Genomic DNA, 18480 nt, shown 5'->3' with positions numbered 1-18480 from the left:
AGCTTCATACTCCCCAGACCAAATGTCCCAAGAAAGGATATTTGACCGCAGGCGATCGGCGTCGGTTGCGCGGCGTGGCCATGTCCATGCCATTGACCGTGATGCGTTCCTGCGCCGTTGGTCGCTGCTCATGATCGCCAGCTTCTCTACGCGCGAGCAGTGCGCGGTGTATTTCGACGTCACCTACCAGACGTCCTGCAATTGGTTCGACGGCTTGTGCCGCCCCTATGGCGATATTGTCGACCACGCAGTCGCGACTCTTCCGCGCTACGCTGAGATCATGCAGGGGCGCTGATGAAGTTCGGGCTTTCAGGTTGCCCGGGGCGGGGATCGGGGAGGGGTAGCATGACCTGTCCTCACTGAACCCGTCACGATTCCGGCCGCCCTCGGCGCGATGACAGAACCGGGATCGTGGAACCTGTGGCTGGCCCGGCCAAGAGCCGCATTAGCGGCAGGGCAAACCATTCATCGACGGTTCTTCTCCGTTCACGTCGATGAGAAGGGCGCGGCGGTGCCTCCCCGAAGACGCCGCCGCGTCCACCAATTTCAACAGGTATCCGATCGTGACCGTACCAAAAGATTTTAGCGAGATGCCTGCCATGTCCGACAGGCGCTGGGCGCAGTCGCTCGCCGACCCCCTAAGAATCCGTCCATCGGTGATCTGCCATGAGCCATGACGCGACCAACTGGGCCATCAAGCAGCGCGGCCTCAAGCCGACCACCAAGCTGGTGCTATGGCATCTAGCCGACCGTCATAACCCAGACTACGGCTGCTTCCCCCGCCAGGACACTCTCTGCGACGATGTCGAGATCTCTCGCGCCTCGTTGAATAGCCACCTCGCTATCCTCGAGGAACGGAGGCTCATCCGGCGCATTTCGCGCATCGATCCCAAGACCAAGCGCCAAAAATCGACCCGCTACATATTGGCCTGTGAGCCTGACTTCGCCCAAGGTGATGCTGATCCGTGTCCGGATTCTGGACACGGAACAGACGCGGAACATTCCGAGGGGAATTGCGAATACCTGGGCGACCCGTGTCCAAAATCTGGACATGGAGCCGTGTCCAGAAAATCGCCCGAGCCGTGTCCAGAAAATGGCAAAAGCCGTGTCCAGAATCTGGACACTAACCCTGTAAGGGAACCTTTAAGAGAACCAGTAAGGCGCGCAGCGGCGCGCAAGGCGGGCAGGGGTGCAAAATCGGTTGATCGCCGATCCCCTGAAAACCCGCTGCTCGGTGAGGCCGAACGGGTCGAGAGCTTCAACCAGTTTTGGAACATATTCCCGAACCCCGTCGAACGGGATGCTGCCCGCAAGGCCTTCGACGCCGTGCTTGCTGCTGGGGAGGCTGACGCCGAGCGCCTGACCACCGCCGCTAGTGCCTATGCCCGAAGCCCGCAGGTGGAATGCGGCTTTACCATGAAGCCCGCAAACTGGTTGGCTCGTGGCAGCTGGCGCGATCACTCCGGCGCCGAGGATGTCAAGCCGACCGGAGATGCAACCGCCGAACTCGACACTGTGGCGCTGGGCTGGGTTAAGCCGGTGAGGGAAGGGTGGAGCTACGCCGCCTCCGGCATCCGCCCAGGTGTTGCCCGCCACATGCTGGCCCAGGGAATGGTCACCGAGGCCGAGCTGCGGCGCGCAGGGGTGAAGCTATGAGCGCTCAAGAAGCAGCGCCCAGCGCAGAACGGGAAAAGACCTTCGGCAGCATCTCGGTTCGCGTGCTGGACGGTGGAGGCATAGAGATCATCAGGAAGGGCGCGTCTGGACGCGGCAAAACCCTGCGGCAGGTCATGTGGCACCCAGAGCAGATAGAGGCCGCATGGATTGCAGCATCGTCTCGCAGGGGTACAGACGCCCGCGACCAATCTTCCGCTCTGCGCTGGGCACTGGATGAGATCGCCAATGGCTAAGCTGCTGCGCATCCGTCGTCCCACCAGTGGCAAGGCCCCGGGTATGCCCAGCGCCTCGGGAAAGCGCATCGATCGGGAAGGGCCAATTCACCGGGAGATCCTTGATCACCTGAGGAGGCTATTCCCTACAGGCAAGGTGCATCACTCGCCCAACTCAATAGGGCTTAGCGGCAAGCAAATCATGCGCCAGATCGCTCATAACGAAAGCATGGGCACCATTAAGGGATGGCCGGATCTACAAGTGCTTCTGCCTGGTCCGCTTACCTTGCTGTTCGAGGTGAAGGCACCAGCCAATTACCCGGATCCGGACCAGAAGGTGCTCCATCACGAACTGCGGGCGCTGGGCTGCCTTGTGGCAGTGGTCCGCTCTGTAGCCGACGTGGACGCTGCGCTGGCCGAATGGTGTGTCAGCCCCATCTACCAGGCAAAAACAGAAGGGACAGTGCGCCATGAGAAATAGGCCGAGCGTCGATGATGTACGCGAGATCGTCAGGGGCGTTTCTGTCGAGACGGGCGTCGAGGCCGATCTGATCTGCAGCAATGGCAGGGCACGGACCGTAGTTAATGCCCGCCGGCTGGCCATGCGACGGGCCAGACACGCCCGGGCGAGCTACCTCACGATCTCGGAGGCGCTGGGCGTGGCACATACAAGCGTCATCCGCACACTGGTGCGGAATGAGGAATTGGACGCCCGCGCGCCCATCGATGCCGAGACCAAGGCGAAGCTTATGCCATTCATGCGCCTCGGCGGGCGCTGGTCACCCCTGACGATCGACGATTACGCTCGGCGCGCGGCTATGGCGACACACGAGGCGAGGCGCGCCATAGCTGAATTGCTCAGAATCGGGATGGTGGTGTCGTGCGGGGACCGTGTGGTCGCGGTCTATGAGCTCACCGACGCGGCGCGCGAGGTGCAGCAATGATGGCGCTGCTTCAATCCTTGCCGCCGAGCGCACAGGAGATCGCCGACGTGATCGGCCGGGAGCGCACGCTGTACCTGATCGGGCAGTTGCCACGCTCGGGCAGCCGCAAATGGCGCGTGAATCTCTATGTGCCAAAGCGGGTCAACCCGGATCATCCTCTGGTTCGAATGATCGGCTGGGACGATGCCAATCGGTTGGTGGATGAATTCGGCGGGATGATCCTTCAGCCAAGCAACTGCAACTTCCTGCATCGTGAGTTCAGAAACCGTGAGGTGCGGCGGTTGCGAGACGAGGGGTGGTCGATCAGCGCGATTGCCGACGCAGTCGAGATCTCGGCGCGGCAAGTGTTCTATCTGCTTGCAGACGCCAGCAGCGACTGACCTCTGGAAAGCACGGCAGCCGAAAAAAAATGGCTCGCAACCGTGCATGGACTCCCCCAGCCAGGCTTGATCGGATGCAGAAGCTGAAGGGTATTCATCGGGGTTGATCGGCGCAGAATTTTGTCTCATGTTCCCGGATGAGTGCCCTGTGAGCGGGCTTCAAAGCCGACCGGGTCAGTGCTGCCGCGCTGCCCGGTCGGTACCTTTCAGGAACAGTGCTGCTAGACGCGAGGTTCGACACCCTCCGACGACAGAACCGCACTGAGTCACGTACGCGATTCGCCATCCTTTCCCCGTTTCGACTGGCACACGGGCGCATCGAGTACGATGTATGGTCGTTTCCGCGGGACGATTTCGGCATTCAGGCTGTGGCAGTTGGTCGCACCAAAGTCAGTCGTTGGGTTGCATCCAGAGCATCATCCCCCCTTGGAAGACGGCGATCCTCAAGCAAAGGAACTGGCGACGAACAGGCAGGTGCCGTTTTTTGGCACGTCACAAAAGTTCTAAAAACACAGCCGCCTAATTTGGGTTGCGATTACCGCGGGGCTGTGTTGGCCTTCCGCTCGTAGTCTTGTGTTCAGTTGTAATTGTTTACCCATCAAGAAGATTCTTCACTGCACCCCCAATCGTTGCCTGAGGCTTTTTGTTTCGGACCAGGTCTTCGGCCGTCATCGGCAGCTTGATCTTCCGTAGCCTCGTTCCGATCCGGCGCTCAGATTTCAGAACGAACGGCCCGGTTCGCGAAAATGGCCACATGTATCTGGAGTTACAGGAATGGCTACCTTCACAGTATCCGCTGACTCGGTCGCGACCGGAACCATACAGCAGGAAAACGGCAATAACGTCGTATCCGCCGATACGCTTCCGATTGATGATTTCTTGGCAGGCCTAGGATTGGATTCATCCAATGCGGTCCTGCATATCACTATCGACGACAGCAACATCGTAACGGACGAGGATCTTGACGGCGATGGCGTCAACGACGCTTACGTCGCAAGTGGTACTCCCGTTACGTACATGGAAATTGATGTGTACGGCGACGGTAGTCTCGTCTACACGCTCTCGCCCCAGAACCCTAATCAGAATGAGTTGCATACCGACAATCAGGTCAGTGGCAACGTCAGCCAGTTCAATGGCTCGTTCTACATCCTCGATTCCGAAGGCAACCAGGTCGGAGAGATCGACGGCAACGTCTACCTGTCCAGCGATGGTGGATTTACGGCAGGCGAGAACAAGGTCGTCGATTCCCAGTCCAACGGCGGGTTCGTCATCGATGACATGGCTGTCTGCTACCTTTACGGCACGCGTATAATGACCTCGCGCGGCGAAGTTCGAGTGGAAGATTTGCGCGAAGGCGATCTGGTAGTTTGCCGCTTTGGTGGTTTGCGGCCCGTCCAGTGGATTGGTCGGCAAGCACTATCGGGCTTCCGAGCTCGTGGCCAGGAAGCCATCCGCTTTGCCCGCGGCTCGATCGCTGAGAATGTTCCGCGCGAACCCCTGTTGGTGTCGGCCGGTCATTCGATGCTGGTTGGTGAAATTCTGGTGCTTGCAGCTGACCTAGTGAACGGGATCACCATCACGCGCGAGAAGGCGCGGAAGAAATGGGACTATTACCAAATCGACCTTGGCGTTCATGACCTCGTCCTTGCCGAAGGCGCCTGGTCGGAAACCTTTGCCGACTGTGGGAGCTTCCGGGATCGATTTGATAACGCCCATGACTATCGCGTCCTCTTCCCCGATGAGGTTGCCCCCGCCGTTCCAGTTCTGTGCGCACCGCGTCCCACTGCTGGCGCTGACTATCTCGCCGCGCTCGAGCAGACGGCCCGTATTGCACTAGGTGTGAAGCGAGTCTCGCCCGCAGGTCGTCTGGAAGGTACCATCGAAGGGCTCGCCGCACCTTCGCACGTGACTGGTTGGGCAATGGATACCACTAACCCGGGACAGCCGCTTGCGTTGGACCTGGTACTGGATGGGGAAGTGATCGGTACCACGATTGCCTGTGTCCCTCGTAGGGGTAAGGCCCGCAAAGGACAGATGGGCTTTGTGTTCAGTGGTGACGCGGTCCTATCCATGGACGAGCTCCAACGCGTAGCTGTCCGGCGCGCCGAGGATGGCCAGATCCTCGCGCCGGTACTTTACGCCAACCCGGGTCCAATGCACGGCCACGTCGATCTCATCGAGTCGAACGGCAGGATCGATGGTTGGGCGCGGGACAAGGTGCATCCCAATCACCCGGTGCTGCTGGAGGTGCTGCTCGGCAGCGAGGTACTTGGTACGGCGTTGGCCTGCCATCACCGTCCTGACCTTGCGAAGGTCGAGTTCGGAAACGTGGCGTTTTCCTTCCAAGCCGGGCGCGCGTTGTCCGTCGATGAGATGGCACTCGTCCAGGTGCGCCGGGCAGGGGATGCTGCCATCCTGCCTCGTAGTGACTCGACCCGCCTGATCACCGCCCAGACGGGTGCCACGAAGGCCGCGTAACAAAACGAAGTGACTTCAGGTCGGGGCTCGGCGAAAGGCGGGCCCCGGCGCTAGAACTCTTCCCAAGTGGATACGCTCAAATCAGTCATTGCTATACGACCGAACTTAACTGACTGCCCCAAATCGGCCTTCATCTCTCGGTCGGACTGTCACATGCTTTCGGGTGCATCAGCGACTAGACGTTCGCAAGCGTCCAGCTTAGTCGACTACTTTAGCGCGGCGTTTCGGCAAAGGTGATAATGCAGCAACTTACTGCTCTTGCGCACAAGCCTCCACGGCGAACGCGGAAACGTGTATCAGACAAAAAAATAGGAACGGCCTTCGAATCGTGCGTTACGGTCCGGGCTGGTAGGGAATAGAGGGCGATAATACTGAGTGTAGGGGTGACGGTTGAGGAAACTTAGTATCAGCGCGAGGCAATACGCTATTCGGCGTTGCGTTAAGCTCATTCGCAGAAGATTTAGAAAAAACAAAGAAGGGCATGACTGGTCGATACCCGCCAAGCAGCGACAGGTTAGTGTAGTAGATCTCTGGACCGGTCAGGAAAGTGAAAAGGCATTCTGCATTCGACCTCCCGTAAAGGCGCCTCGAATTATTTGCTTGGAGCGGAATGCTGAAGAGACGTTGTCTTTCGCGCGAATGATGCGAAAGAATTTCCATATTATGAAGGCGGGAAAGAACACTGAATTTATACGTCGCAAAGAAGGAAAAATGCCACGTATCAAGTCGTACTTAGATTTTTCAGGCGTGGAATATATCTCTACTGCTGGAGCGGTAATTATCGCATCTGAGTATCAAAAGGTAAAGGAAATTACTGGTAAAATCCCTCCTGCTGTTAACTTAGATTTGTGGTCAAAGGAGGCGTTTGATACGCTATTTGGCATCGGATTCTTTGAAGCTGTGGGGCTGGCGTCCGACGGAAGTCATCATGTGTATCAAAGCTCAAATTCAAAAATTCTCAAAGTGATTTCAGTTGGTAGGCGCGATGACATAAAGCTTCCTTTGATCGGACGTTATATCTCCGAGCTTTATGAATTTATTCATCCTGGAACCTCCGTTCCTAAAGAGGTTGTGCGGGAGACACTCACTTCGATCTCCGAAGGAATTACTAATACTCTTCACCATGCATATGACGACCCGGATGCCGACTACAGTCCGGAGGAGAAAATATGGATTACGGCATCCGCAGATCGGAGCGATGGGTCGCTAACAATCGTGCTTTTGGACCATGGTCGAGGTATCCCTGTTACCTACCCAAAGTTAGAACTCAAAGAAATTGTAACCCTCGCCGTCGAACGTTTAACCAAGAACTCGGGGGGGGTAGGCAAGGACGCCGCTTACATCGCTGCGGCGATGAGGTATGGTCGTTCACAGACTATGGAACCACAGCGAGGGAAAGGACTTCCGCAGATGCGATCCCTGATCAGGAGATTGAACCACGGTGGGAGCATGACCGTTCGCAGCAATGCAGGATGGTGGCACAGGCCAGAACGAGGCCCGATTCGAATGGGGAACTGGCCTGAAAGCCTTGAGGGAACTCTGATTGAATGGACAATCCGCTTGCCAAGAGAGCTAGTATGATGCGGATAGATGTTGCGAAAGATTTCAGCCCATTTCCTATCGGAAGGTTCACACCGCGGGACGGTGAATACACTGGCCAATCTTTTAGAGAACTTCACCTTGTTCCGGCAATGAAATCCGTGCTTGGAACCTCGGAGCGGATTTACGTTGATATTGAGGGGCTAATAACTTTGGGCTCCTCCTTTCTTGAGGAGGCGTTTGGTGGACTTGTCCGTGAAAGTGGCTTCAAGCGCAGTGATGTGGAAAAATATATTGTAATTGAGTTCAAGGACCCCAGTTTGAAGTTCTATTCTGACGAGATATCAAAATATATAAGAGAGGCTTGATGTTCACGGGCCTCAATGTCAATGGTATCTTTATCTATTTGGCGGGCCTCCTTACCGGATATCTTGCTGTCCGTTATAGGTTGACGATCTCCGATCGCGCTTCCCAAGTCAGCGATCACATAAAGGACATGGAAAAGCTACATGAGGCGGCTGTAGCTTTCTGGTCGAGTCCGTCAGATCCTGAGAAAGGGGACGATAAGAAAATTAGAGTCCTGTCAGGCCTGACGGTCTTCATGAGAATCTATCCAGCTATTTCTCGCATGGCCTCTCAGAAATCGCCGCACTACGAGTCGCTGGTGTCTGAGTACTTTAGAGCTTGCACTGGTGGGAATTTTGACGATCCAAAGAGGCAAGCTGACTTGCCTAAGGCTGTCGAGCTTTCTAACGTTCACGCTCAGTTGGTTGATCTGCTGCGCCAAATAAGATGCGATCTGAGTTCTGTCTCAATGTTGATTGAAGACTCCATTAATCTGGCTAAAGGAACTTGGGAAAGTTTCAACAGTACATTCCTTAAGCCATAGGGTTTTGGAAGATGGTTGGATCTATAGCCAAGTCAAATAGGCCGGTGCCAGTGCTTCTCTGACACGGTGCTAATTGGTATCCAGGTGCTGCGCCACTCGACAGCGGGGATGATCCTACTCCCGAAGGGCAATCCCTAGGAATTTTGAACTGGTCGCCAAAAATTTCTGTGGCGTAAACAGACTGTTTCAGTCGTCCTACACGTGAGTAGGAGCTACAGCCGAAGCACGATCAACAGGTAAGTTCTCATCGCTGGTGGGTTTGTAGCATTTCGCTGCAGGCTCTACAGATGAAATCCCGCCAGAGGAACCACGCTTTCTGATCCCTCACCTTGCCGTCATTGACGCGAGGCTGAGGAATGAACGGACCACACTGGACTGACCAGCTCTTGGTGATCGCCGCGCTCGTTTGGGCATGGGTGACCGGCGAGGCATGGCGCGCCTCGGTGGCGGGCGCAGCTGGCGGCTTTGTTCGCTGGCTGATGTCCGAACGCCGCCGGATCCGCGAATTCTTCGTTTCGGTCGTCGCGGGCTGGTTGATGGCGACCTATGCCGCGCCCCTGATGCTGGCGGTGATCGAAAGCCATCTCGGGCCACTCAAGGGGGACGCGAGTGGCGCGGCAGGATTTGCCGCCGGTATCGCTGGCATGAGCATCGCCAAACTGATCCTGGACATGATCGAGGCGCGCACGCGCCGCATCACCGGGGGTGGGCAGTCCGATGCCTGAATGGGTGCGTGCCTGGATCCGTGAAGAACTGAAGACCTGGGCCTTTGTCGGCTTCTGCTTCCTCGCCTTGCTGTCAATCGGTTGGCTCTAGGAGGCGCAATGTCAGGCATCGCAAGGATCATCATGCACTGGACGGCGGGGAGGAACGCGGTTTCCGCGCTCGACCGTCAGCACTACCACTTCATTATCGACGGCGCGGGCATCGTCTGTGAGGGCGATCACGCCCCGGAGGACAATCTCGGGGCGCTGCGCGAGGGCAGCTATGCCGCGCATACGCACAACTGCAACACGGCTGCGATCGGTGTCGCGCTGGCGGGCATGGCCGGGGCCGAGGAAGCGCCATTCAAGACCGGATCATACCCGCTGGGTGAGGTTCAGGTGGAGGCGCTGGCAGCGCTCTGCGCGAATCTCAGCAAGCGCTACGGCATTCCCGTGACCCGTCAGACCATCCTGTCCCATGCCGAGGTGCAACAGACCCTTGGCATCTCACAGCGCGGCAAGTGGGATATCGCGTGGCTGCCCGGCATGGCCAAGCCCGGCAACCCGGTCGATGTCGGCGACAAGATCCGTGCCCGCATCGCCGCAGCGATGGGCGCGGCCCCGGCACAGATCGAAACGCCCGCGGTGTCCAGTTCCCCGCCCAGCATCCAGCGCGGCGATGTCGGCGAGCTGGTCACGCGCGCTCAAACCATTCTCAGCCGGCTCGGCTTTGCGCTTGGCCGGATCGATGGCGATTTCGGCAGGCTCACCCGGGCCGCTGTGGTCGCATTTCAGAAGGCCGTGGGCCTGCCTGCCACCGGCATCATCACCGCGGCCACATGGGTCGCGCTCCTCAAGTGGAACTGACCATGACGTTATTGCTTTCTCTGGCGCTGATCGTCGGGGTTATCGCGGGATTGTCGCTGATTGCTCCTGTTCATCGCATTGTCCGCGACTTCGGCGCAGTTCTGATCGTGTTCCTGCTGCTTCCGGCGATGTCGGCATCTGCTGGCCCGTTCGATACCATCATCAGTGTCATCGCTCCCAGTTCGGCGGAACTCATCGGCGCGGTGCTGACCGCCTTCATCGGCTGGTTGGCTCTGATGTTGCGGCAGCGATTTGGCATCGAGATCGAAGCCCGGCACCGGGAGGCGTTGCATTGGGCGCTCTATACTGCAGCCCAGCTGGCCATGGCCCAGAAGCTGACCGGACCGGCCGCCATCAACCTGATCAAGGGATATGTGATCCGCAGCGTGCCGGACGCGATGGCCAGTCTCAATCCCTCGACTCAGGTGTTGACCGATCTGGCCAAGGCCAAGCTCGAGCAGGTCGCGGCAGAGAAGGGGACGGGCAGTTCGGAGGTGGTGGTCGACAAGCTGGCCGAGGCCCTGAAGCGCGCGGTCGCGGCCTGATCTGTGAACAGGGACACCCTTCCTCTGTGGTCGAGGCTTTCCCGTCGTGCGGTGCCTGCCGTCGGCGGGCTCTCGATCGTCGGACGGGGGCATGGCCCCGCGCTGCCCGCGCGCCGTCGGGGGCAGCTCTGTGTGGCATTCGCGCAACACCCCCCATGCCACGGGTCCTTTCGCGGGGGGCACGCCATGCGGGGGGCCATTCCCCGCGAAAACTCATTTGTGCGTGGCCGTGCCAGCCGCGCTTTATCTTTATGTTTGAGGGTCAGGGATGAGCCGTAAGGGCAAGCTGGTGTCCCGCGCGGAACTCGCTGATGTCATGGGAGTAACGCCTCCCACTGTCGATCGCTGGGTGGTGCGTGGTTGCCCGGTTGAAAATAAAGGCGGCCGTGGTCGCGCCTATCAGTTCAACACGGCTGTCGTGAAGGAATGGCTCCTCGAAGAGGAAAGGGCCTCCCTCCTTTCGACTGCTGACGCCAGCGAGACCGAGTTACTGCGGCGCGAGCTTTCGGCCAAGACCGAACTGGCAGAGCTCAAGCTGGCCCGGGAAAAGCGCGAGGTCGCACCGGTCACGGAATTGACCCGGGCGCTGTCCATCGCTTTCGCAGGTGTGCGTTCGAACATGCGGACCATCGCCGACAGGGTGCCGCGGATGATCGTCGGCGAGCTCGACGAGCGCCGTATCAAGAATGTCCTGCGGGCCGAGATCGATCAGGCCCTGCTTGTGATGTCGAAGGACGCGCTGGTCGAGGAAGATGACCTCGAGGAGGAAGACGAGGACGAATGACGATCCAGTTCAGCAACCGCGCAGCGGTGGTTGACGCGGTCTATTCGACCCAGAGCTTCCTTGAACCGCCGCCAGATCTGGCCCCCAGTGTCTGGGCCGAAAGCAGCGTCGTGATCCCGATCGGCAACGCAGTGCCGGGTCCGATCCGTTTCGACAATGCCCCTTACCAGAGAGAGCCGCTGAACATGACCGCGAACCCGGATTGCTTCCGGGTTTCGCTGATGTGGGGGGCGCAGGTGGGCAAGACCTTGCTGGCGCTCTGCGCGCAGGGATACCGCATCGAACAGAATCCGACCTCGCAGATCATGATGCAGCCAAGCCAGGGCGACCTTCACACCTGGCTTGAGACGAAATTCAATCCTCTCGTCGATGCCAATGAGAGGTTGCAGGAGCTGATCGCCAAGCCGCGAGGCCGCGACGGGGTGAATAACCAGCGCATGAAATCCTATCCGGGTGGCTTCATGATGTTCTCCTGGGCCGGATCCCCGAAGACCATGCGCGGCCGGTCGGCACCGTTCATCGTCTGCGATGAGACCGATGGTTATGACCGCACGGCAGAGGGTGACCCCGTCGAGTTGCTGGCGCAACGTGCGGCGACCTTCGGTGATCAGCGGCTGATGCTCGATATCTCGACGCCGACCTTCAAGGGTACGAGCCGGATCGAGGCGGCATTTCTTCAGGGCGACCAACGTCGCTTCCATGTTGTCTGTCCGCATTGCGGCCATCACCAGGTGCTGCGGTGGGAGCGGGTGCGTTGGGACAAAGAGGAAGATGGGACGGACCAACCAGAAACGGCGCGTTACGCCTGCGACCACCATGATCCCGAGACCGGCGAGATCCGGTGCGCGTCGCGCTGGACCGACGGCGAAAGGGTCGCGGCCATCCGGAACGCGGAAGCGCTCGGTGCGGGCTGGAAGGCGACAAAGCCGTTTCGCGGCCATGCGTCCTATCACCTGAACGAGCTCTACTCCTGCTTCAGAAAGCTGCGCGAAATCGTCCAGTCCTATCTCGACAAGAAGGCGGCGAACGATCTGCAGACCTTCACCAACGTCTCGCTGGCCGAGACCTGGGAAGAGCAGGGCGAACAGGTCGAGGCGGGATCCCTGATGGCGCGTGCCGAGGAATTCGCCGCTCCTGTCCCCGCAGGGGCCGCTGTCCTGACCGCCGGCATCGACATGCAGCAGGATCGCCTCGAGGTCGAGGTGGTCGGCTGGGGCTTGGGCGAAGAGAGCTGGTCGGTCGATTACCGGGTGCTTTGGGGAGATCCACTGCAGGGCGAGGTTTGGGACGAACTCGATGCTCTCCTTTCAGAAACCTGGCAGCATGAAAGCGGGGCGATGCTGTCGATCGGCGCGGCCTGTCTCGATACCGGCGGCACTGCCGGCATGACACAGGCAGCTTATGAATATGCTCGTGGCAAGACCGGCCGCCGCCTCTTTGCGGTGAAAGGCGTTCCTGGATGGGGCAAGCCAATCGTGACATCGCCCATGCGCAAGGCTAGCGGCAAGCGGGCGCGGAAGGTCGATCTGTTCAATGTCGGTGTCGATGAGGCGAAGGTGGTTGTCACCCGCCGCCTTGGGATTCAGCGGTCCGGGCCGGGCTATTGTCACTTTCCAATGTCGCGGGATCCCGAATTCTTCGCGCAGATGACTGCCGAAAAACTGATGACGAAGACCATTCGCGGTTTCGGGGTGCGGGAGTGGCACAAGACCCGTGATCGCAATGAGGCCTTCGACTGCCGGGTCTACGCCACCGCCGCGTTGAAGATCCTCAACCCGAACATCGCCCGCCTGGCCAAGAAGCTCGAGGTCGAAGAGGCCGAGATTGCGCCACCGATGGCGGCCATCGCCAAGACAGCGGTGAGGCTGAAAGACGCCTTGGATGCGATCGCCGCCGCGCGGGCGGCCAGCACTGAAATCCCGCCAGAGGAACCAGAGCCCACCAAACCCCAGTCTGTTGCAAAGCGTGGACAGCGCACGCGCCGTCGCCGGTCTGGCGGCGGGTGGGTAAACGGATGGTGAGGCGTGGCCTGTGTGATCCCTGAGAGTTTCGTGGCCGGGACCACGTTTGACCGGCTCCTGACCCTGACCGCCTATCCGGCACCCGACTGGGAGGTCAGGCTGTTCCTGCGCGGGCCGGTGGCCGTGGATGTGACCGGGGTGGCCGAGGGCTCGCAGCACCGGCTTGCGGCCGCGGCCGCGGTGACGTCGGATTGGCTGACCGGGCTTTATCTGTGGTCGCTGCGTGCGACGCGCGCGGACGAGGTGCTGACCGTCGATGAGGGCCGGATCCGCATCGCGCCGGATGTTGCATTGATCGCCGGTGCCTTCGATCCCCGCAGCCATGCTCGCAAGGTGCTGGATGCGATCGAGGCGGTGATCGAGGGCCGCGCCACCATCGACCAGCAGAAATATACGATCAACAATCGCGAGTTGTGGCGGACCCCGATCGCCGATCTCCTGCTGTTGCGCAGTCGCTATCGCGAAGAGGAGCGTCGCGAGAAGCGGGCGGGGCGCCATGGGCAATCCCTGCTTGGCCGCCAGGTGAAGGTGCGCATCTGATGGCGTGGCCATTCACCCGCAGTCGCGCTACCCGGAAGGTTGAACCTGCCTTGGCGCGCGCGCCCGAGATCCTGCCGAGTCGCGTGCCCCAGGTTGTCGCGCGGCGCGGCCCGACCGTGTCGCTGCGCATGTTTGAAAGCGCCGCGACCGATCGACTGACCGCCAGCTGGCCCAGCACGCCGATCCCGGCCGATTTCGTGGTGCGCCGGAACCAGAAGATCCTCGTCGCCCGCTCGCGTGAGCAGGCGGCGAACAATGATTACATGCGCGGGTTTCTCCGCATGGTGCGCCAGAATATCGTCGGCCCGCATGGGGTCAGGCTGCAGGCGCAAAGCCGCAACCCCGACGGTACGCTGGAAACCACCGCGAACGACGCCATTGAGGCGGCCTGGGACGAATGGTGCCGGGGCGAGAATTGCGATGTCTCGGGCAAGCGCAGCTTCCGGCTGTTGCAGGGTGTCGCCGCCACCGGAGCGGCGCGCGACGGTGAATTCATGTTCCGCGAGATCTGGGGTGCTGATGCCGGGTCTTGGGGCTATGCGCTGCAAGCCCTCGATCCGCAGCGCTGCCCGCTGGACTATGACGAAGAGCGCCGACCCGATGGCAGCTTCATCCGGCATGGCATCGAGTTCAACCGATACGGCAGGCCGCTCGCCTATCTGTTCACCACCACCGACGAGCAGGAAGCCGATTACATCTATGGCGGGCGCGCTTTCCAGCGCATCCCGGCGCGCGAGATCATCCATGGGTTCGTCGAGGATTTTACCGGCCAGAAGCGGGGCCTGCCATGGGCGGCAACCGCGCTCTGGCGCATGCGCATGCTTAGCGGCTTCGAAAACTCCGCCTTGGTCAATGCCCGTGTTGCGGCCAGCAAGGGGGGATTCTTTCAATGGAGGGAGAATTGCGGGCCTGAACATGACGAAGAGGAAGATCTCACCATGGAGGCCGAACCGGGGGTGTTCCAGGAGCTGCCAGCCGGGATCGAGTTCAAGGAATGGAACCCGCAATACCCGAATGGCGAGTTTGCAGCCTTCGTGAAAGCCAGCTTGCGCGGCATCTCGACCGGGCTTGGCGTTGCCTACAACAATCTCGCCAATGACCTCGAAGGGGTCAATTTCAGCTCCATCCGCCAGGGCGCGCTCGATGAGCGCGAGCATTGGAAGGACCTGCAGGAATGGCTGATCGAGGCCATGATCGACAGGGTCTATCGCAACTGGCTTCGCGTCGCCCTGCTCGCCGGCAGGATCCGTGTGGCCGGGCGACCGCTGCGCGCCGAGGGCCTGGAGAAATATCAGGCCGTCGCGTGGCAGGCCCGTCGCTGGGCATGGATCGATCCGCGCGCCGATGTCGCCGCGGCCGTGGAGATGAAGAACAACCTGATGGGTAGCTTCGGCCAGTTCATCCGGGACCAAGGCCGAGATCCACAGTCGGTTTGGCGCGAAGTGGCCGAGGACATCGCCCAGATGCGCGCGGCAGGCATTCCCGAAGAATACATCCTTCAGGCCATGGGCCGGAAGTTGAACCCGAAAATCCCAGAGCAAGAGGGGGATGGCAATGCAACCGGCTGAGTTCAAGCGCGGCGCGACCTTCAAGGCGGATCTGTCCTTCGATGACGATGACGAATGGGCGCTCGTCTATCCGCATGACAGCGTTGAGGCCGCCGTGAGGTTCGGGCATCGGCGCTATCCCCTCGCCATCACGGTCGATCCGGTGAACCGCAAGATCACTGCGGTCGCCGACGATACCGCGAATTGGCCGATCACCGGCACCGGGCTGGCAAGCTTCGATTACTGGATCACCAAGGGTGGCGAGCGGCTGCCATTTCCCGGATCGCACAATGTGCCGCTGAAGATCATCGAGGGGGCGACGCGCTGATGCAGATCACGATCTGGGGGGCCAACACCCAAGCGACGGTTCTGGCAGTTCCCTTGCTGGGCGTTCCCACCCTGAAGGGGGATAAGGGCGATCCGGGCGAGGTCTCTCCTGAGGCCCAGGCCCGTATCGACGCGGCGATTCAGGTCAACGCCAACCTGACAGCCGTCCGTGAGGAAATGGAATCCGCGCGCGGTCAAGCGGTCGCCTCAGCTGGTGCGACGGCAGGAGATCGCGTTGCGACCGGGCAGGATCGTGGCGCTACCGCCACGGATCGCGCACAGGTCGCAGCGGACCGCGCCGCCGTCGAGGCCGCTCGCGCAGCGGCCGAGGCTGCGGCAATCGCGGCGGCCCTGAATGCGGGGTATTTCGACACCATTGCGCTTGGCCGCGCTGCGGTCGCGGATAGTGAGGGCTTTGCGGTCATCGCAGGCGGTGCGGATGGCTTGTCACGCGCCTCGATCTTCCGCCGCGAGAGTGCGACGACCCAGAAACTCTTGGTCCAGATTGTCTCCCCAAGTGAGATCGAAGCCGAGGTGAGCGCGCGGCGCGCCCTTGCGTCCGATCTCGCAAATGGCGCGCCGCGAACTGATGCCTCTGTCGATCTGATCACCCTGTCCAATGCGGACGGTGACGCTGACCCGATTGTCGTGCTGCGTCCGGGTGGGGTTGATTTCATCCCGTCGTCCGAGTTGGGCGAAAAGCTGGCGCCGCTGATCGCAGGCGATATCGGGCCGCTGTTGCCCGAGCAGGATTTTGCGTCGGCACCGGATGATGATGACGCTGTCCCTCTGCTGCTGATCGGTGACGAGACGGCCAGCGAGGGCGAGACCCTTGAGAGCGGTATCGTCATGCGTCCGGATGGGCTGGATTTTATTCCGTCGCAACTATTAGCGGATCGGCTGGCCGAGAGGCTGCCTGAGCCATCCACTGCCACGCCACTATATCAGGTCGGCGAGCGCGGCATTCATGCACTCGATGAGCTGGACGAAATCGGCGGGCGGCTTTACCCCTCGATCTCGATCAATGGCGCGACCCGCAACGCGGTAATCGTGGCGGTCTATGGCCAGTCCAATGATGATCAGTACGTCATGCTCGACCCGCTCGTATGGCCCAATCCGCCCATGCCTCGGCACGTCCTGATGCTCAACGATGTGTCCAGCGTCTTCGGTGGCCTGCGTGGCTATACCGGTGGTGCGCCACCAGATCAGCATGATTTGGTCCCAGCGCGTGAGGCTGCGACCGGAGTGCAATCTATTGGCGCTGCTGCTGCGGCGCGGTTTATCGAGCTGATGGGGCAACCCTACAAAGTGGCGGCGGTGCGCGGCTCGTCGGTAGGGGGCACGGCTCTGATCGGCAATAGCGCCACCAATGGTATCTGGCGCGGCAATACCGGCGAACTTACTCCGGCCTGGAGCCGGCACACGCAGGATATCCGCAATTGCTACCTCGGTCTGGTGGCACTCGGCTATGAGGTTGAGGCGATACATCTGCTGTTCGGACATGGCGAGAGCGACTGGAACAATGCGTCCTACGCTGAAAACCTGCTGACCATGATGGATGAGCGCGAGGCGCTCTGCGCCATCGATTGCCCCGCCGTCCCGGTGCGCTGGTTCTTGTCGCAGCAGGGCGGGCGGTCGGTCGGCACCGAAACGTTGTCGAGCGGTGGCGGGCGTCATCGGTCCCGGCTGGAGATCCTGGACGTCGAGGACGCCCGTGCTAACGCATTGCTGACGATGCCCCGATACCGTTTTGCTCTTGGCATGTCGGATGACGGCGCGGGCGGGGCGCAGCTGGACACGATCCATATGGCCTATCGCTCGCGCGTACTGATCGGCGAGACGCACGCATTTGCTATGCAGGCCGTAGCGCGGGGCGAGGACTGGTATTGCCCCCGGATGATCTCGGCCACGATCAGCAGCAATGAGGTCGTGGTGGATTTCCGGTCGCTGCTGCCTCTGGTGATTGATTTCGGATTCTGCCGCGTCCGCAGGGCTGATGCCGGGTTCGAGATTGCTCAGGGGGCCGTGCCGATAACCGGCGTCCGGCAGACCGGAGCGCGGCAAATCACCCTGACCTGCGCGACGGCTCCGTCGATCGGGCAGGAGCTATCGCTGGCGTGGCGCGATTTGGGCGTGGGTGAGGCGGCGGACGAATACGTCGCCTCGACCAGCGCGATCCGTGACGCCTTCGAGGCCCCGAGCCTATTCCTCCCCGGCGAGCGCATCCTGCGCCCGGCGGTCGGCAATCGCATCTATCTGTAGGAGGGGTCGTCATGCCTCTGGTTATCCGCACGCCCAATAAGGCCGCCTATGCCGCCGCGTTCATGCCTCGCCCGCCGACTCTCGAGGAGGCGATGGCTGCCATTCCGGGACTGCTCGCCTTCGACGCCACGACCTATGAGGCGGGCCTTGCGGCATGGGATGCGGCCATTGGCGACGGCTCGCTAGAGTGGATTGGGGTCGCCCCCAGCAAGGTCGCGCAGGGCCATTTTGACAGCGTGGCTTTCACGTCGGCGTCGAAAGCGTGGGTACGCGGTGCGTCCGACTACCTGTCGGTGTCGTCATTTGCGGTCTTCGAGCGGTTTTTCTATCCAACCAGCGCCGCGACCACGCACCGCTTCTGGTGCGCCGGTCCCGGATCTGGCGCTGGCGCGGACAGCATTCAGGTGCAGCTGCAGCCGCTCAACGTGCCGCCGCGCTGGCGCGGGCTGTCCTATATCCCATTGGGAGCTGACACCGCGATTTTGGAGCTGTCCGCCGCGCCATTCGAGCAGTGGATCACCGCAGGCTACATCAAGCAGGGTTCGAATGGCGGGCTGCTGCGCCTCAATGGCGTCAGCAATTCGTTCGGAGTAAATGGCCGAGCCTATGCTGCCACGCGCCTCGGAATCGGCGATACGGTCGGGGCCACTAGTGCCGTGCGGCGCATGCGCCGACTGGTGGTCGTCAATGGTACCGCGCTGACAGTTGAGCAGATCGCTACCATTGAGACCTGGCTTGGGCTTTGAGCCTAATCGCAACTTGAT

Annotated in this window: 19 protein-coding genes; all 19 read left to right on the top strand. The window is 60.6% G+C overall.

Features of this window, described 5'->3' with window-relative positions:
- Positions 1-22 precede the first annotated feature (22 nt).
- The 19 genes from GL300_RS15795 to GL300_RS15700 all read left to right on the top strand — a co-directional run bounded on the left by GL300_RS15795 (position 23) and on the right by GL300_RS15700 (position 18462).
- On the top strand, positions 23-295 hold the full coding sequence (locus GL300_RS15795) for a hypothetical protein (protein WP_155040616.1): 273 nt from the start codon (positions 23-25) through the stop codon (positions 293-295).
- Positions 296-666: 371 nt separating this feature from the next.
- Positions 667-1656 (top strand): helix-turn-helix domain-containing protein, encoded by a 990-nt coding sequence (locus tag GL300_RS15790; protein WP_155040615.1) that lies wholly within the window; start codon positions 667-669, stop codon positions 1654-1656.
- Positions 1653-1910, top strand: a complete 258-nt coding sequence (locus GL300_RS15785) for a hypothetical protein (protein WP_155040614.1) — start codon at positions 1653-1655, stop codon at positions 1908-1910. The genes GL300_RS15790 and GL300_RS15785 overlap by 4 nt, the downstream gene beginning before the upstream one ends.
- On the top strand, positions 1903-2370 hold the full coding sequence (locus tag GL300_RS15780; RefSeq protein ID WP_170297689.1) for a PDDEXK family nuclease: 468 nt from the start codon (positions 1903-1905) through the stop codon (positions 2368-2370). The genes GL300_RS15785 and GL300_RS15780 overlap by 8 nt, the downstream gene beginning before the upstream one ends.
- The gene (locus tag GL300_RS15775; RefSeq protein ID WP_155040612.1) at positions 2360-2833 is read left to right on the top strand and encodes a helix-turn-helix domain-containing protein; all 474 of its coding nucleotides are present in this window, start codon (positions 2360-2362) and stop codon (positions 2831-2833) included. Before GL300_RS15780 ends, GL300_RS15775 begins: the two co-directional genes overlap by 11 nt.
- Positions 2830-3213 (top strand): hypothetical protein, encoded by a 384-nt coding sequence (locus GL300_RS15770; RefSeq protein WP_155040611.1) that lies wholly within the window; start codon positions 2830-2832, stop codon positions 3211-3213. The genes GL300_RS15775 and GL300_RS15770 overlap by 4 nt, the downstream gene beginning before the upstream one ends.
- A gap of 774 nt (positions 3214-3987) precedes the next feature.
- Positions 3988-5691, top strand: a complete 1704-nt coding sequence (locus GL300_RS15765; RefSeq protein WP_155040610.1) for a Hint domain-containing protein — start codon at positions 3988-3990, stop codon at positions 5689-5691.
- 663 nt (positions 5692-6354) lie between these two features.
- Positions 6355-7272 carry an ATP-binding protein gene (locus tag GL300_RS15760; protein WP_155040609.1) on the top strand — a complete coding sequence of 306 codons (918 nt, stop codon included), beginning with the start codon at positions 6355-6357 and terminating at the stop codon, positions 7270-7272.
- A complete protein-coding gene (locus GL300_RS15755; RefSeq protein ID WP_155040608.1) occupies positions 7239-7598 on the top strand; it encodes an STAS-like domain-containing protein in 360 nt (119 codons plus the stop codon). The genes GL300_RS15760 and GL300_RS15755 overlap by 34 nt, the downstream gene beginning before the upstream one ends.
- The gene (locus GL300_RS15750) at positions 7598-8119 is read left to right on the top strand and encodes a hypothetical protein (RefSeq protein ID WP_155040607.1); all 522 of its coding nucleotides are present in this window, start codon (positions 7598-7600) and stop codon (positions 8117-8119) included. The genes GL300_RS15755 and GL300_RS15750 overlap by 1 nt, the downstream gene beginning before the upstream one ends.
- A 356-nt stretch (positions 8120-8475) precedes the next feature.
- Positions 8476-8844, top strand: a complete 369-nt coding sequence (locus GL300_RS15745) for a hypothetical protein (RefSeq protein WP_155040606.1) — start codon at positions 8476-8478, stop codon at positions 8842-8844.
- Positions 8845-8943: 99 nt separating this feature from the next.
- Positions 8944-9690, top strand: a complete 747-nt coding sequence (locus GL300_RS15740) for a peptidoglycan recognition protein family protein (RefSeq protein WP_155040605.1) — start codon at positions 8944-8946, stop codon at positions 9688-9690.
- A gap of 2 nt (positions 9691-9692) precedes the next feature.
- Positions 9693-10235: a hypothetical protein gene (locus tag GL300_RS15735; protein WP_246195207.1), complete on the top strand. Its 543-nt coding sequence runs from the start codon at positions 9693-9695 to the stop codon at positions 10233-10235.
- Positions 10236-10503: 268 nt separating this feature from the next.
- The gene (locus GL300_RS15730) at positions 10504-11019 is read left to right on the top strand and encodes a terminase small subunit (protein WP_155040604.1); all 516 of its coding nucleotides are present in this window, start codon (positions 10504-10506) and stop codon (positions 11017-11019) included.
- Positions 11016-13040: a phage terminase large subunit family protein gene (locus GL300_RS15725; RefSeq protein WP_155040603.1), complete on the top strand. Its 2025-nt coding sequence runs from the start codon at positions 11016-11018 to the stop codon at positions 13038-13040. The genes GL300_RS15730 and GL300_RS15725 overlap by 4 nt, the downstream gene beginning before the upstream one ends.
- 30 nt (positions 13041-13070) lie before the next feature.
- Entirely contained in the window at positions 13071-13580 is a 510-nt protein-coding gene (locus tag GL300_RS15720; RefSeq protein WP_155040602.1) for a hypothetical protein, read from the top strand.
- A complete protein-coding gene (locus GL300_RS15715; RefSeq protein WP_155040601.1) occupies positions 13580-15148 on the top strand; it encodes a phage portal protein in 1569 nt (522 codons plus the stop codon). The genes GL300_RS15720 and GL300_RS15715 overlap by 1 nt, the downstream gene beginning before the upstream one ends.
- A 183-nt stretch (positions 15149-15331) precedes the next feature.
- The gene (locus GL300_RS15705; protein WP_170297687.1) at positions 15332-17716 is read left to right on the top strand and encodes a hypothetical protein; all 2385 of its coding nucleotides are present in this window, start codon (positions 15332-15334) and stop codon (positions 17714-17716) included.
- An 11-nt stretch (positions 17717-17727) separates the two neighbouring features.
- Positions 17728-18462: a hypothetical protein gene (locus tag GL300_RS15700; RefSeq protein ID WP_155040598.1), complete on the top strand. Its 735-nt coding sequence runs from the start codon at positions 17728-17730 to the stop codon at positions 18460-18462.
- Positions 18463-18480: the final 18 nt, after the last annotated feature.

This window comes from Paracoccus litorisediminis (assembly GCF_009711205.1).
Lineage (GTDB): Bacteria > Pseudomonadota > Alphaproteobacteria > Rhodobacterales > Rhodobacteraceae > Paracoccus > Paracoccus litorisediminis.
This window is presented reverse-complemented; position numbering and strand designations above follow the sequence as displayed.

Bases quoted from the DNA above. Each gene is read 5' to 3' on its own strand.
- GL300_RS15750 (WP_155040607.1), top strand. From the start codon at position 7,598: ATGTTCACGGGCCTCAATGTCAATGGTATCTTTATCTATTTGGCGGGC.
- GL300_RS15765 (WP_155040610.1), top strand. From the start codon at position 3,988: ATGGCTACCTTCACAGTATCCGCTGACTCGGTCGCGACCGGAACCATA.
- GL300_RS15740 (WP_155040605.1), top strand. From the start codon at position 8,944: ATGTCAGGCATCGCAAGGATCATCATGCACTGGACGGCGGGGAGGAAC.
- GL300_RS15785 (WP_155040614.1), top strand. From the start codon at position 1,653: ATGAGCGCTCAAGAAGCAGCGCCCAGCGCAGAACGGGAAAAGACCTTC.
- GL300_RS15795 (WP_155040616.1), top strand. From the start codon at position 23: ATGTCCCAAGAAAGGATATTTGACCGCAGGCGATCGGCGTCGGTTGCG.
- GL300_RS15755 (WP_155040608.1), top strand. From the start codon at position 7,239: ATGGACAATCCGCTTGCCAAGAGAGCTAGTATGATGCGGATAGATGTT.
- GL300_RS15745 (WP_155040606.1), top strand. From the start codon at position 8,476: ATGAACGGACCACACTGGACTGACCAGCTCTTGGTGATCGCCGCGCTC.
- GL300_RS15780 (WP_170297689.1), top strand. From the start codon at position 1,903: ATGGCTAAGCTGCTGCGCATCCGTCGTCCCACCAGTGGCAAGGCCCCG.
- GL300_RS15700 (WP_155040598.1), top strand. From the start codon at position 17,728: ATGCCTCTGGTTATCCGCACGCCCAATAAGGCCGCCTATGCCGCCGCG.
- GL300_RS15770 (WP_155040611.1), top strand. From the start codon at position 2,830: ATGATGGCGCTGCTTCAATCCTTGCCGCCGAGCGCACAGGAGATCGCC.
- GL300_RS15775 (WP_155040612.1), top strand. From the start codon at position 2,360: ATGAGAAATAGGCCGAGCGTCGATGATGTACGCGAGATCGTCAGGGGC.
- GL300_RS15715 (WP_155040601.1), top strand. From the start codon at position 13,580: ATGGCGTGGCCATTCACCCGCAGTCGCGCTACCCGGAAGGTTGAACCT.
- GL300_RS15725 (WP_155040603.1), top strand. From the start codon at position 11,016: ATGACGATCCAGTTCAGCAACCGCGCAGCGGTGGTTGACGCGGTCTAT.
- GL300_RS15760 (WP_155040609.1), top strand. From the start codon at position 6,355: ATGAAGGCGGGAAAGAACACTGAATTTATACGTCGCAAAGAAGGAAAA.
- GL300_RS15735 (WP_246195207.1), top strand. From the start codon at position 9,693: ATGACGTTATTGCTTTCTCTGGCGCTGATCGTCGGGGTTATCGCGGGA.
- GL300_RS15730 (WP_155040604.1), top strand. From the start codon at position 10,504: ATGAGCCGTAAGGGCAAGCTGGTGTCCCGCGCGGAACTCGCTGATGTC.
- GL300_RS15790 (WP_155040615.1), top strand. From the start codon at position 667: ATGAGCCATGACGCGACCAACTGGGCCATCAAGCAGCGCGGCCTCAAG.